The organism is Roseomonas marmotae, assembly GCF_017654485.1.
Taxonomy (GTDB): Bacteria; Pseudomonadota; Alphaproteobacteria; order Acetobacterales; family Acetobacteraceae; genus Pseudoroseomonas; species Pseudoroseomonas marmotae.
Window position 1 is genome coordinate 20532 of sequence record NZ_CP061094.1, and the last position, 13562, is coordinate 34093.

Consider the following 13562-nt stretch of genomic DNA (forward strand, 5'->3'; position numbering starts at 1 on the left):
TTCACTCGCCCGGCTGGGCGACCGTTCCGCCGGACGGATTGCGGAGCTCCTGCGGCAGGCGGAACTCGACATCCTCGCGGATACCATTCATCTGGGTGACTTCGATGTCGGCGTGCTGGCGGAGCGCCGCGATCACGTCGAGGATCAGTTCCTCCGGTGCCGAGGCGCCGGCGGTCAGGCCTACCATCTCCACGCCCCGCAGCCAGTCAGGGTCGATCTCGCTGCCATCGGCGATGAGATGGCTCGGGATCCCGCGCTCCACGCCGATCTCGCGCAGGCGGTTGGAATTGGAGCTGTTGCGGCCGCCGACCACCAGCAGCAGTTCCACCACCTCGCACAATTCGCGCACGGCGGTCTGCCGGTGCTGGGTGGCATAGCAGATGTCGGAAAGATCCGGGCCTTCCAGATTCGCGAACCGTGCTTGCAGGGCCGCGATGATGCCGCGCGTGTCATCCACGCTCAGCGTGGTCTGGGTGACATAGGCCACCGGAGCGTCGTCCGGCAGATCGATCCCCGCGACATCCTCGGCGGTGGAGACCAGATGCACCCTGGCATCGATCTGGCCGATGGTGCCCTCGACCTCCGGATGCCCGGCATGGCCTATCAGCACCAGCGCCTTGCCGCGCGCGACGTAGCGCTTGCCCTGGACATGAACCTTGGACACGAGGGGGCAGGTGGCATCGAGCACCGGCAGCCCCCGCTGGGCGGCTTCATCCACAACGGAGCGGGCGACACCATGCGCGCTGAAGATCGTGACGGCGCCATCGGGGATCTCGGAAAGCGACTCGACGAAGACCGCTCCCTGCCGCTTCAGCTTTTCCACGACGTGGCGGTTATGCACGATTTCGTGACGGACATAGACCGGCGCACCGAATTTGACGAGCGATTGCTCGACGATCTCGACAGCTCGCACGACACCAGCGCAGAAGCCGCGGGGCTGTGCCAAAAGAACCTTCATGCAGGATAGTTCTCCGTCATAGCGGTTATCGCCAGGATCGGGTGAAGCGCTGAAGCAAAGCCAAAGGTTTGTGATCAAAAACGTGATACGGCTGGCAGAGCCGGATCCGATCCGCAGCACAGTCCGGTGACAATAGTCCAGCAATGTCGCGCGGGATGCAAGCATTCACATGTTCAGGCTGCCCTCAGGAACAGGTTGCGCCACGCCGCCAAAATAACGATAACGGACTGTAAAGAAGGGATACTCGTGCTGTAATGATTCCCGACAATGACAAGGCATTGATCAGCCCAAAGGTTGTCGGGGCGGAGCAGACTGTCCGCCACATCTGCCTCAGCGAGGATGAGCGCCACATGGCGGGCCAGGATCCGCGCCTGTCGCGGTCGGGCATCATCCCCTCTGCCATCTGCTCCGCCCGCCGGTTCATGGGTGGGCCGAAGCCGGCGGCGGAAGCCGGGGGAGGCGTGGCGTGAGCGCCGACACCATCATCCACCGCATCGTCCGCCCGGCGGTCCGGCTGGTGGCGCCGAGCCGGATCACGCCCAACCACATCACCACCCTGCGGCTGATCACGGGCATCGCGGCGGCGGTGGCCTTCGCCGCGGGGGATGACGGCTGGCTCGCCATTGGTGCCGCCATCTTCCTGCTCTCCATGCTGCTGGATCGCGCGGATGGCGAACTGGCCCGGCAGACAGGCCAATCCAGCGTCGCCGGGCACCGCTATGACCTGGTGAGCGACTGTTTCTCCAACATCATCGCGTTCATCGGCCTTGGCATCGGGCAGATGGGCGCGCTGGGGCTGCTGGGCCCGGCCTTGGGCGTGGCGGCTGGTCTGGCCGTCGGCGTGCTGTTCTGGCAGCTCCACATCCTGCGGGTCGGGCAGGTGCGGGGCTATCGGCTGGCGCCTGGCATCCTGGTCGATCCGGATGACCTGCTGGTCTTCGTGCCGATCCTCGTCTGGGCCGGGGCCACGGTGCCGATGCTGTTCGCGGCGGCCATCATCACCCCGGCCGCCGCCCTCTGGCTGGCCATCGCCGGATCCCGGCAGGGTGACGCGGAACGGGGGGCCTGACGGCCTTCCTCAGTGCCATCAGGCGCCGATCACATCCTCGATCGCTGCCAGCAGGCGCCTGAAATCGGTCTCATCCAGGGCGCCGATGCAGCCGATGCGAAAGGTCTCCGCCTCGGTCAGCTTACCCGGGTAGATCAGGAAGCCGCGTTCCGCCAGGGCATCGTAGAAGGGCCGGAACGCCAGGGCCGGCGCCTGGGGCAGCCGGAAGGTGGCGATGACCGGGGCCTGCACGGCAGGGTCCAGGTAGAGCTCGAAGCCGAGCCGCGCCATGCCCGTGGTGAGCGTCTCCAGGTTGCGGCGGTAGCGCGCGAGGCGTGCCGGCGGCCCGCCCTCGGCCTCCAGCCGCCGCAAGGCCTCCACCAGCGCGGCCACCACCTGGACCGGCGGCGTGAAGCGCCACTGCCCGTCCTTCTCGAAGCCACGCCATTGCGCGTGCAGGTCCAGGCTAGTGGAGGGGCTGCGGCCTTCCGCCGCCGCCAGTGCCGCCGTCTCGATCAGCGCGAAGCCGAGGCCCGGAACCCCTTCCAGGCATTTGTTGGAGGATGCCATGAGCGCGGTGACGGGCGTGGTCCGGAGGTCGATGGGCAGGGCGCCGAAGCTGCTCATGGCATCCAGCAGGAAGGGCCGGCCCGCCGCCGCGACGGCCGCCGCGATCTCCGGCAGGGGGTTCAGGATGCCCGTGGTGGTCTCGCAATGGACCAGCGCGACATGGGTGATGCCTGGGTCGGCCTGGAGCGCGCTGGCCACCAGGCCCGGCGTCACGGGCTCATCCTCCCGCCAGCGCAGGGCCTCGGCCCGGCGGCCCATCCGGCGGGCGATGGAGACCATCCGCTCGCCATAGGCGCCATTGACCAGCACGAGCAGCTTGCCCTCCGGAGGCAGGAGGGTGGCCAGCGTGGCCTCGACCACGAAGGTGCCGGAGCCCTGCAACGGCACCGCGACATGGCTCCCGGCACCCTGCGCCACCTGCAGCAGGCGGGCGCGCATCTCGGCGGTGAGGGCGATGAAGCCGGCATCGCGCGAGCCCCAGTCCCGCAGCATGGCCTGCCGTGTCGCCGGGTGGGTCGTCAGCGGGCCGGGGGTGAGCAGGATGGGGCTATCGGTCATGGCTGACTTCCAGGTTGCCTTCCGGTTTCGGCCCGGCCGCGGCGCCCAGGCGCCAGGCGATGAGGCCGGGGACGCCGAGCAGGATGTCCCGCAGCCGGCGGATGAGGGCGAGGGCGATGGCCTTGTCCGGTGGAATCCCGAACAGGGCGCAGATGAGGACATAGCCGCCTTCCTGCACCCCCAGCGTGCCGGGGATGAAGAAGCCGGCGCTCCGGATGGCCTGGCCCAGGCTTTCGATGACCAGCGCCTCGGCAAGGCTGGCCTGCACCCCGAGCGCGTAGAGCGCCGCCCAGGTCTCCAGCACGCCCAGCAGCCAGGAGAGGGAGTGCCAGGCCCCGCTGCGCCAGAAGCGGGCGGGCTCGCGGTAGAGCCTGACGACCGTCTCGTGAAGGCCGAACAGGTCGCCCGGCGAGGCCCGGCCGAGCCGCGCCGCCAGCTTCGGGAGCATGCTCTCCACCAGCCGGAACAGGCCCCAGCGCTGCGCCGCCATGAAGCTGCCCGTGATGCCCGCGCCCAGCACGATGCCCATGATGGCCCAGTACAGGGTGTCGCCGCCGCCCTGGTGCGGGATGAGCAGCAGCACGGCGAGCCCGAGCAGGGAGAAGGCGATCTGCGAGGCCATCTCGGTGCCGAGATCGGCGGCCACGCTGGCGATGACGCGCAGCTGGGCCACGCCCTTGCGGGCCAGGAGCTGCGCGCGCACCAGCTCCCCCACCACCGGCAGCAGCGCGTTGATGGCGCCACGGATCCAGCGGATCCGCGCCAGGGCCATCAGCCCCGGGCGGCGCGGGTCGTCGATCAGCGGCGCCCAGGCCTGGGCGGAGGCGAGGATCTGCGTGACATAGAGCCCCACCACCAGCGGCATCCACCAGCCCGCCTGCAGCAGGAGGTGGCCGATGCTGGCGGGGTCGTTGGTGGCGATCAGCGCGATGGCGATGGACAGCCCGACCAGCAGCCCCGGCAGGTAGGACCGGATCACACCGGGCCCAGCAGGAAGTCACGGAAGCGGCGCGCCACATCCTCGGGCCGGATGGTGGGCCTGCCGAGCCTGGACATGGAGCCGGGCGCGATGCGCAGATGGATGAGCGCGGGTCCCTGGCCCAGCGCCTCGCCGAACGCCCTGGCGAAGCCTTCCAGCGTATCGGCCGAGGCGGCGTAGCGGTAGCCGCAGGCCAGGGCGATGGCGGCGAAATCCACCGAGGGGGACACGGTGGGCTGGCCGCCGGTGGAGTCATGCACGCCATTGTCCAGCACCACATGCACGAGACGGGCGGGCGCCTGCGCGCCGATGGTGGCGAAGGTGCCGAGCTTCATCAGCGCGGCGCCATCCCCATCCAGCACGACCACCGGCTTCATCGTGTTGAGCGCGACGCCCAGCGCCATGCCGCTGGCGCCGCCCATGGAGCCCACCTGGTAGAGATGCTGGGGACGGTCCGCGAGGGTGAAGAGCTCCCGCCCGCATTTGCCGGTGGTGGCGATGATGGCGGCTTCCGGCGGCACGATCTCCAGCAGGCGCTCCAATGCGGCTGCGCGGCCGGGACGCTCGCCGGCCCGCGCCGCGCCCGCGGTGTAGTCCGCGCGGGTGCCAGGGCCGGGGAGGGACGGGGCGAGGGCGGAGAGGCCGGTTTCCGCCACATCCCCCTGCCGCATGACGAAGGCGAAGGGCAGGGCGCTGGCATTCATGCGCGCGACGGCGCGGCCGAGGGCGGGCGCGAGCTGCCCAGGCTCCGCCGGGAAGGGCTCCTGCTCCACGCCGACAAGCGCGAGCAGAGGCTGGGTGATGCGGCCCATCACATCATGCTGCGGCTCATCCGGCCGGCCGGGCTCGCCCCGCCAGGTGGTGATGAGCAGGGTGGGAATGCGGAACGGGGCGTTCAGCGAGGTCAGCGGGTTCACCGCATTGCCGAGGCCGGAATTCTGGCACATCACGACCGTCTGGCGGCCGGCGAGCCATGCGCCGGAGGCAATGGCGACGGCCTCGCCCTCGCTGGTGGCGCCGACATAGGTGAGGGACGGGGCCGACAACACGCCGTTGATCAGCGGCGTCAGATAGCTGCAGGGCACGCCGGTATAGAAGCTGAACCCGGCCGCGCCGGCCTCGGCGATGAAGGAATCCGCGGTGATCATGCCTGTGCTCAGGTAAAGTTTCGGGCTTTGGCGAGGTCCGTCAGTGTATCGACATCCAGCCAATGGCCACTGAAATACTTCACGCGGACGGGATGTTTCTCGGCCAGCCGGGTGAGGAGCAGGGGCATGTCGGCATTCTCCAGCAATCCCTCCTGCTCCATCGAGGCCAGTTCCTCCCGCAGCCAGACGGCGCCCCGCGCGCTGAAGCGGACGAGGCCCATCCACTCGCCGCAGACCTCTCCCTCGGCGATATCCTGGCCGATGCGGCGCAGATGGGCGGGCCTCTCATCCAGGTATTCACCGGAGAAAGGCTGGTCCGCCAGCACGAGGTCGCGTGGCTGGCCTGGCCTCGGTTGCAGGCGGCCGAGCGCATCCACGGCGATCGCCACATCGGCGCTGCTGGTCAGCAGGTTGTCGAGGATGTAGCGGCGGAACAGCACGTCGCCATAGGCCACCACGGTCTCGCCCCCGATGGCGTTGCGCGCACAGTGCAGGGACCAGACCTCGCCCGTTTCCGCATATCGATCATTGTCGATCATGTGGATGCCTTGCAGGACGACCAAATCCTTGCGGTAGCCGCGCACCACCTTGATGTCGCGCACGCCGCTTTCGCGGAGCGTGCCCGTCAGGCGCTGCAACAAGGATTGGCCACGGATATCGGCCATGCATTTCGGCTGCCCGGGGTCGCCGACATCGCCGGCGGAAGCGGCGAGGACGATGGCCGTAGTGGCGGGCTTCGCCGGGAGATAGCGGCGCTCGGCCTCCTCCAGCTCGGCATTGCCGACCAGGCGGAAGATGTCCTTCACCGTCGCGACGCTGCCTTCCACGCGGACCAGGGACTGGTCATCATGGATGCGCGCGGCGGTCTCCCGCATCGCGGTGATGGAGCTCCGGAGCAGGTGGTTCGCCCAGATGATGGTGGAAATGCCGGCCTGCCGGAACAGCTCCGTCGGCGTGGCGTAATACATGGTGGGCACGATCACCAGCGGCGCGCGGTCGCCCCAGCGCCCGGCGAAGGTGAAGATCTCCTCGGCGGTCGATTGCTTGGAGTGGATGAGGATGGCATCGGCACCGGCGCGGTGATAGGCCTCGGCGCGGCGTAGGGCCTCCTCCATGCCGCGGCCGGAGACCAGCGCCTCGACGCGCGCGACGAGGGTGAAATCCAGGTCGGTCTGGCTGTCCTTGCCGGCCTTGATACGACCGCAGAATTCGTCGAGATCCGCGAGAGGCTGTGCCTCCCCGATAAAGGAATTGGTCTTTGGGAAGAGCTTGTCCTCGATGCAGACGCCAGCGATGTTACGCTCGCACAGCTTGCGCACCAGACGGCGGACATTGTTGAAATTGCCATAGCCAGTGTCGCCATCCACCAGAATCGGCAGGGTGGTGGCGTCGGACATGTATTCAAGCACGTCCAGAACCTGCGTCCAGGAGGCTTCGTTGCTGTCCCTGAGGCCGAGCGACGCGGAAATCGTCAACCCCGATGCCCAGATGCCACGGAACCCCGCTTCCTCGGCGATCTTGGCGGAGAGGCCGTCATGCGCCTCCATCAGAAAGGAGAGGGACGAGGATTCGATTTCCCGCCGCAGAGCAAAGAAGCGCGTCTGCGCTTGCCCGGCGGTGGGTGAGACTCCATTCCCGAAGGAGTTGGCCGTATCGTTCAAGGCTCGATCCCTCTTCCATTGATGGGGATTCGGCACGGATGCGTCGCTTGCAATTCCTTGAAGCATCGTATTAGCTTCAAGGAATTGCAAGACTAACGCAGGGACTCCTGACGTGGCGGCATACGGATCCGTGACTTCCGCCATCATCCTGGCCGCCGGCGTGGGGCGCCGCCTGGGCGTGGATCAGACAAAGCCCAAGATTCTGCTGGAGTTCGGGGGCGAGAGCCTGCTCTCCCGCCATCTTTCCGCATTGGGGCGGCACGGCATCGAGCATGTCGCCATCACGGTTGGATACAAGCAGGACCTGATCGTCGCCGAAACCGAGCGTCTCGGCTGGCACGGGCGCGTGCGCTTCGTGCGGAATCCCGACTATCGCAAGGGCAGCCTGCTGTCTCTGGCCGTGCAGGAGGAGGCTTTGCGCGCCGGCGAGCCGCTGCTGCTGATGGATGGCGATGTTCTCTATGACGACCGTATGATTGCGGCGCTGGTCGAGGCGCGAGGGGAGAACATTCTTCTCCTGGACCGCGAAGTCGAACCCGGTGACGAACCTGTGAAGATATGTTTTCGCGGGGAAACGATTGTTGATTTCCGCAAGATCCCCGAACATGCGCATGACTCGTTTGGGGAATCGGTGGGATTTTTCCGTTTGTCGCCAGACATGGCCTCGCGCCTTGCCGATCGCTGCGCCGCGCATATCGGCGCCGGACATCTTCATCTCGAGTATGAGGAAGCCTTGCGCGACCTGATGCTGGCGGAGCCGCACCGGTTCACGGCGCGCGATGTCACCGGACTTCCCTGGGTGGAGATCGATTTCCCCGCCGATGTCACGCGGGCGCGTGGCGAAATTCTGGCGCAGTTGCAGGTTGCGTGACGCGCTTCGGCATTGACGTGGAAGAGAGGGATGTTCCCCTCATATCGCAACGCCCGCCCGGACCAGCGAGGGATCTCGTCACAATGAGTGGCGGGCTCGCTTTAGGACGCTGCTCGCGACAGATGCCGGGTTACCCTGCTCGTGATGCGGTATCCAGGTCTGGCTATGACCTGGCGGCCTCTCGCCGTGCCGGCACGCCGTTAGGATGAGGCGACAGATAGATTGAACCGGGAATACGCCGTGACCCTTCTTGCTTCGCCTCTGTTCGATTCCCTGTCCATCGCCGCCTTAGAAATAGAGGAGGCGCTGGAGACGTTGTTGCCGCCGGAGGAGGGGCCGGAGGCGCGTCTGGCGGCGGCCATGCGCTATGCGACGCTGGGTGGTGGCAAGCGGCTGCGCGGCTTTCTGGTGCTGGAGAGCGCGCGGCCCTTCGGCGTGGCGCGGGCCAGCGCCCTGCGCGTCGCCGCCGCGGTCGAGATGCTGCACGCCTATTCGCTGGTGCATGACGACCTGCCGGCGATGGACAATGACGAGCTGCGCCGCGGCAAGCCCACCACCCACCGCGCCTTCGGGGAGGCGACCGCCATCCTGGCCGGCGACGCGCTGCAGGCCCATGCCTTCGCGGTGCTGGCGGATGAGGACACGCATTCCGACACCGCCGTGCGGGTGGAGCTGCTGCGCCGCCTGGCCATCGCCGCCGGGCCGCGCGGCATGTGCGGCGGCCAGATGCTGGACATGCTGGCCGAGGAGGGGGCGGAGCCGCCGACCGAGGCCTCCATCGGCCGGCTCCAGCTGCTCAAGACCGGCAAGCTGATCGAATTCGCGGCCGAGGCCGGGGCGATCCTGGGCAAGGCGCCCTCGCCGCTGCGGCATGCGCTCTGCGCCTATGGCCGCGACCTCGGCGCCGCCTTCCAGATCGCCGACGACGTGCTGGACGCGACCGCGACGGCCGAGGAGACCGGCAAGGCCACCGGCAAGGATGCCGGGGCCGGCAAGGCCACCCTGGTCGGGCTGCTGGGGCTGGAGCGGGCCCGCGCGCAGGCGGAACGACTGGCGGCCCAGGCGCGCGACCATCTCGACAGCCTGGGGGAGCGCGCCGATCTCTTGAGGATGCTGGCCGGCTACACCATCGCCCGGAGATCCTGATGGCTCAGTCCCCGACCCCCCCGGCGGCCAATCCCCGCCCGGTGACGCCGTTGCTGGACCGCATCCGCACGCCCGCCGACCTCAAGAACTTCTCCGCCGACCAGCTGCGGCAGGTGGCGGATGAGCTGCGGGCGGAGACGGTGCATGCCGTCAGCCAGACCGGCGGGCATCTCGGTGCCTCGCTGGGCGTGGTGGAGCTGACGGTCGCCATCCATGCCATCTTCGACACGCCGCGCGACCGGCTGATCTGGGATGTCGGCCACCAGGCCTATCCGCACAAGATCCTGACCGGCGGCGCGACCGCATCCGCAGCCTGCGCCAGGGCGGCGGCCTCTCCGGCTTCACCCGCCGCAGCGAGAGCGAATACGACCCCTTCGGCGCGCGCATTCCTCCACCTCCATCTCGGCCGGGCTGGGCATGGCAGTGGCCCGCGACCTGCTGCGCGGCCGCCGCAACGAGCAGAACGTCATCGCCGTGATCGGCGACGGCGCCATGAGCGCGGGCATGGCCTATGAGGCCATGAACAACGCGGGCGCCATGCGCTCCCGCCTGATCGTGGTGCTGAACGACAACGACATGTCGATCGCGCCGCCGGTGGGCGCCATGTCGGCCTATCTCTCCCGCCTGATCTCCTCCCGCCCCTTCCTGACGCTGCGGGAGGTGATGGCCAAGCTCGCCCGCCGCTTCCCCGCGCCGCTGGAGCGCGCGGCGCGGCGCGCCGATGAATTCGCCCGCGGCATGCTGACCGGCGGCACGCTGTTCGAGGAGCTGGGCTTCTACTATGTCGGCCCGGTGGACGGGCATAACCTGGACCACCTGCTGCCGCTGCTGCGCAACCTGCGCGACGCCGAGAGCGGCCCGCCGGTGCTGCTGCATGTCGTGACGCAGAAGGGCAAGGGCTATGCGCCCGCCGAGGCCAGCGCCGACAAGTATCACGCGGTGGCCAAGTTCAACGTCGTCACCGGCACCCAGGCCAAGGCGCCCCCCGGCCCGCCGACCTATACGAAGGTCTTCGCCCAGTCGCTGGTCGCCGAGGCCGAGCGGGACGAGAAGATCGTCGCCATCACCGCCGCCATGCCCTCCGGCACCGGGCTGGACCTGTTCCAGAAGCGCTTCCCGCGCCGCAGCTTCGACGTGGGCATCGCCGAGCAGCATGCCGTGACCTTCGCGGCCGGCATGGCGACGGAAGGGATCAAGCCCTTCGTGGCGATCTATTCCACCTTCCTCCAGCGCGCCTATGACCAGGTGGTGCATGACGTGGCGCTGCAGAAGCTGCCGGTGCGCTTCGCGCTGGACCGCGCCGGGCTGGTCGGCGCCGATGGCGCCACCCATGCCGGCGCCTATGACATCGCCTATCTCGGCTGCATCCCGGAGATGGTGCTGATGGCGCCGGCCGATGAGGTGGAGCTGGCGCATATGGTGGCCACCGCCGCCGGCCATGACGCGGGGCCCATCGCCTTCCGCTTCCCGCGCGGCGAGGGCTTCGGGCTGGAGAGCGTGCCGGCGCGCGGCACGCGGCTGGAGATCGGCCGCGGCCGCATCCTGCGCGAGGGCGAGACCGTCGCCCTGCTGAGCTACGGCACCCGCCTGCAGGAAGCCCTGCAGGCCGCCGCCGAGCTGGCGGCGCATGGCCTCTCCTGCACCGTGGCCGATGCCCGCTTCGCCAAGCCGCTGGACACCGCCCTGGTGGAGCGGCTGGCGCGGGAGCACGAGGTGCTGGTGACGCTGGAGGAAGGCTCGGCCTGCGGCTTCGGCGCGCTGGTCATGCAGCACCTGGCCTGGCGCGGCGCCTTCGATGCCGGACTGAAATTCCGTCCGATGTGCCTGCCAGACATCTTCATCGACCACGACACGCCAAAGGCGCAATACGACGCCGCCGGGCTCTCCGCACGCTCCATCGTCGACACCGTCCTGGCAGCGCTGGGAGGCGCGAGTCAGGCGGCGAATGTTTCCTCACGCCGCTGATACTTCCGGTCCATGACCATGCCGAGCCGCCCAGAGGGACCCTCTTCTCTGGCGCGCGTTGTCACTATCAGCACGCGCCACGCCTGGGTCACGGTGCTGTTGGCGGTCCTGCTTGCCGCTGCGGCGCTGTTCTACACAGCGCGTAACTTTGCCATCACGACCGATACGGCGGAGTTGATCTCCACCGATCTCGACTGGCGAAAGCGGGAACTGTCTTTCGATGCCGCCTTCCCCCAGCTGGACGATCTGATCCTGGTCGTGATCGACGGCCGGACACCGGAACTGGCCGACGCCGCATCCCAACGCCTCGCCACGGCATTGCGCGGGCAGCCTGGCCTGTTCCGCAGTGTGCGGCAGCCGGATGGTGGCGCCTTCCTGGAACGAAACGGGCTGCTGATGTTGCCGGAAGCCGAGGTGGAGAAAGCCACTTCGCAACTGGTCAATGCACAGCCTTTCCTTGGCCCGCTGGCGCTTGATCCCAGTTTGCGCGGCGCTCTCGGTAGCTTGTCGACGGCGCTTGAGGGGGTCGAACGCGGCGAGACCACCCTGGCCAATCTGCAGCCGGGCATCAACGCCTTCGCGCGAACCTTCGAAGATGTCCTGGCCGGGCAACCGGCCTTCTTCTCCTGGCGCAGCCTGATCGCGGACACGGCACCCACCCGGCGGGAGACGCGGCGCATTCTGCTGGTGCAGCCGGTGATGGATTTCACCGCTCTCCAGCCCGGTGCCGCTGCCGGCCGCGCAATCCGCAGCATCGCCGCCAAAGAGGGGGTGACGCCGGACCAGGGCGTGACCGTGCGCCTGACAGGGCCCGTGCCCCTGGCCGATGAGGAATTCGCCACGCTGGCCGAGGATGCGGAACTGGTAACGGCCGTCATGCTGGCCGCCCTCATCGGCATTCTCTGGCTGGCCGTGCGCTCGGGGCGCGTGGTGGTTGCGATCCTGATCACGACATTGCTCGGGCTGGTGATGACGACGGGGCTGGGCCTGCTGGCCACTGGGCGGTTCAACCTGATTTCCGTCGCGTTCATCCCGCTTTTCGTCGGGCTGGGGATCGATTTCAGCATCCAGTTCAGCATCCGCTTCCTGGCCGAACGGGTGGGGCAGCCAGATACGGCATCGGCGCTGGCGGCGGCGGGCCGGAGTGTTGGGCGCGGCTTGGCGCTGTCCTCCGCCGCGATTGGGCTGGGCTTCTTCGCCTTCCTGCCGACGAGCTATCTGGGCGTGGCGGAACTGGGCGCGATCTCTGGCCTGGGCATGATCATCGCGTTCGCGCTCAGCGTCACACTGCTGCCCGCGCTGCTCATGCTTCTGGCTTCGCGTAGCGCAGGAATGGCGGAGCCGGGCTTTCCGGCGCTCGCCCCGGTTGAGGCCTGGCTGCGCCGCCGCCGTGGGCTCGTGTTGGCGGGCGGGGGTGCGACCGCCATTGTGTGTCTGGCGCTGCTGCCCTTCGTGCGGTTCGATTTCAATCCGCTGCATCTCCGCAGCGAGCGCGTGGAATCGATGTCCACGCTCCATGACCTCATGACGGACCCGGACCGCAGCCCCAACAGCCTGACTCTTCTGGCCAACACCCCGGAAGAAGCGCGGGCCCTCGCGCGACAGTTGGAGGAACTGCCGGAAGTGGGTCGCACCGTCACGCTGACCGATCTGGTACCGGCGGCGCAGGACGAGAAACTCGCTCTCATCGCCGATGCCGGCATGTTCCTGACCCCCGTGCTGGAAGGGATAGCCCCCCAGCCACCACCCTCGGACGCGGATCTCAGGGAGAGCCTGGCCCGCACCGCGGCGGCCTTGCGGGCGGCGGCAGGTCAGGGCACCGGCCCCCCGGCAGAGACCGCCGGAAAGCTCGCCGGATTGCTTGAGGCCCTGCGGGATGCAAGCCCCGAGATCCGCGCCAAGGCGGCTGAGGCTGTTGTGATGCCGCTGCGCGTCGTGTTGGATCAGACCCGTGCGTTGCTCTCCTCCGGCCCCATCACGCTGGAGGATCTGCCGGATGACCTGAAGGCAGATTGGGTCGCGCGCGATGGCCGCATCCGTGTCCAGGTCTTCCCGCATTCCGGTGCGGAGGATGATGCCTCTCTCGGCCGCTTTGCCGCCGCCGTCCAACGTGTCGAGCCGGAGGCGACGGGGGTTCCGATCTCGATCCGTGCCGCCGGGGACATGATCGTCACGGCCTTCCTGCAGGCCGGGCTCTTCGCGGGCATCGCCATCACGCTGCTGCTGGCGGTCGTTCTGCGTCGGGTGCGGGATGTCATCCTGACCTTGGTGCCGGTCCTGCTCAGCGGATTGCTCACCCTTGCCAGTTGCGCGGCGCTGGACCTGCCTCTGAACTTCGCAAACATCATCGCATTGCCGCTGCTGTTCGGTGTCGGCGTAGCCTTCAACATCTATTTCGTCATGGCCTGGCGGAATGGCGAGACGCACCTGCTGCAATCAAGCCTGACCCGTGCCGTGGTGTTTAGCGCATTGACGACGGCGACGGCCTTTGGTGCACTCTGGCTTTCCAGCCATCCAGGTACCGCCAGCATGGGGCGGCTTCTGATGCTGTCCCTGGGCTGGGAATTGCTGGTCACGCTGCTCTTCCGCCCGGCATTGCTGGCGCGTCCGGCGCGGGCATGATGTCACGGCATCGTGCGCAGGCGGAAGCTCCTGCTG

Annotated in this window: 10 protein-coding genes and 1 pseudogene; 6 read left to right on the forward strand and 5 right to left on the reverse strand. The window is 68.2% G+C overall.

Annotation, left to right across the window (positions count from 1 at the left end):
* Position 1: 1 nt before the first annotated feature.
* Positions 2-958: a 4-hydroxy-3-methylbut-2-enyl diphosphate reductase gene (ispH, locus tag IAI58_RS18620; protein WP_207450953.1), complete on the reverse strand. Its 957-nt coding sequence runs from the start codon at positions 956-958 to the stop codon at positions 2-4.
* A gap of 254 nt (positions 959-1212) precedes the next feature.
* Here ispH and IAI58_RS18625 point away from each other — a divergent pair, with 254 nt between their 5' ends.
* Together IAI58_RS18625 and IAI58_RS18630 are read left to right on the forward strand one after the other, a co-directional pair.
* A complete protein-coding gene (locus tag IAI58_RS18625; RefSeq protein ID WP_207450951.1) occupies positions 1213-1428 on the forward strand; it encodes a hypothetical protein in 216 nt (71 codons plus the stop codon).
* Positions 1425-2027 (forward strand): CDP-alcohol phosphatidyltransferase family protein, encoded by a 603-nt coding sequence (locus tag IAI58_RS18630; protein WP_207450949.1) that lies wholly within the window; start codon positions 1425-1427, stop codon positions 2025-2027. Before IAI58_RS18625 ends, IAI58_RS18630 begins: the two co-directional genes overlap by 4 nt.
* 18 nt (positions 2028-2045) lie before the next feature.
* On the opposite strand, the gene IAI58_RS18635 is transcribed toward IAI58_RS18630, so the two are convergent.
* Genes IAI58_RS18635 through aepX form a run of 4 tightly spaced genes read right to left on the reverse strand, consistent with a single transcriptional unit; the run spans position 2046 to position 6922 of the window.
* On the reverse strand, positions 2046-3134 hold the full coding sequence (locus IAI58_RS18635; protein WP_207450947.1) for a 2-aminoethylphosphonate--pyruvate transaminase: 1089 nt from the start codon (positions 3132-3134) through the stop codon (positions 2046-2048).
* Positions 3124-4113, reverse strand: a complete 990-nt coding sequence (locus IAI58_RS18640) for a lysylphosphatidylglycerol synthase domain-containing protein (RefSeq protein WP_207450945.1) — start codon at positions 4111-4113, stop codon at positions 3124-3126. The genes IAI58_RS18635 and IAI58_RS18640 overlap by 11 nt, the downstream gene beginning before the upstream one ends.
* Positions 4110-5261: a phosphonopyruvate decarboxylase gene (gene aepY, locus IAI58_RS18645; RefSeq protein WP_207450936.1), complete on the reverse strand. Its 1152-nt coding sequence runs from the start codon at positions 5259-5261 to the stop codon at positions 4110-4112. Before aepY ends, IAI58_RS18640 begins: the two co-directional genes overlap by 4 nt.
* An 8-nt stretch (positions 5262-5269) precedes the next feature.
* Entirely contained in the window at positions 5270-6922 is a 1653-nt protein-coding gene (aepX, locus tag IAI58_RS18650; protein WP_207450933.1) for a phosphoenolpyruvate mutase, read from the reverse strand.
* Between the two features lie 130 nt (positions 6923-7052).
* Here aepX and IAI58_RS18655 point away from each other — a divergent pair, with 130 nt between their 5' ends.
* From IAI58_RS18655 to IAI58_RS18670, 4 genes and pseudogenes are all read left to right on the forward strand, one after another.
* Positions 7053-7793, forward strand: a complete 741-nt coding sequence (locus IAI58_RS18655) for a phosphocholine cytidylyltransferase family protein (protein WP_207450927.1) — start codon at positions 7053-7055, stop codon at positions 7791-7793.
* A 240-nt stretch (positions 7794-8033) separates the two neighbouring features.
* Complete coding sequence (locus IAI58_RS18660; RefSeq protein ID WP_237182955.1) at positions 8034-8939, forward strand: polyprenyl synthetase family protein; 906 nt, start codon at positions 8034-8036, stop codon at positions 8937-8939.
* Positions 8939-10904, forward strand: a pseudogene (gene dxs / locus IAI58_RS18665) (1-deoxy-D-xylulose-5-phosphate synthase). Before IAI58_RS18660 ends, dxs begins: the two are co-directional and overlap by 1 nt.
* Before the next feature lie 12 nt (positions 10905-10916).
* Positions 10917-13526, forward strand: coding sequence for an MMPL family transporter (locus IAI58_RS18670; RefSeq protein WP_207447660.1), 2610 nt, complete (start codon positions 10917-10919; stop codon positions 13524-13526).
* The last annotated feature ends 36 nt before the right edge of the window (positions 13527-13562 follow it).